Annotated in this window: 1 protein-coding gene; it reads right to left on the bottom strand. The window is 35.5% G+C overall.

From position 1 onward, the window contains the following. Positions 1-112: 112 nt before the first annotated feature. Positions 113-292, bottom strand: a complete 180-nt coding sequence (locus ACFINZ_RS10160; RefSeq protein WP_034448490.1) for an LPS translocon maturation chaperone LptM — start codon at positions 290-292, stop codon at positions 113-115. Positions 293-490 lie beyond the last annotated feature (198 nt).

The following is a 490-nucleotide window of genomic DNA, read 5'->3' on the forward strand; positions in this document are numbered from 1 at the left end:
CTGGCTGAATAACAATAAAAAGGTGTTCCCACATCCTGCGCCAATGCAGAAAGAGAAAGACCTTCAGCGTGAAGGACACCCTGATTATAAGAAAAAAAACGCATAAAAACCTCTACTGTATCAATCGGTCGAGAATAAAAGGTTTATCTAATTTGTTTTTGGAAGAAAATGTCTCTTGCGTCGTTTTCTCTATCATTGAAGAAGGCAATTCTAAGGCACCTTTCCGTCCGCATCCAACGACAACAACACTCCAAAAAAGGACAATCATCAAACTCTTTACAATAATCTTCATATGCCTTCTTTTCTCATATCGGTCTCTTTTTTTATTGTTTGGTTAAAATCAAACCATTCAAATGATGATAAGACGTTTCTCCAACCAAGCAATTTGACGAAAGTCTTTTGAATACACCATAGACAAACACTCTGCTACAAAATCAATCAATTTGTTCAACAAGACCACAAATATTCATAAAAACATTTTCGGCTTTTA

The sequence above is a fragment of the Bartonella sp. AA81SXKL genome, from assembly GCF_042196945.1.
GTDB lineage: Bacteria > Pseudomonadota > Alphaproteobacteria > Rhizobiales > Rhizobiaceae > Bartonella.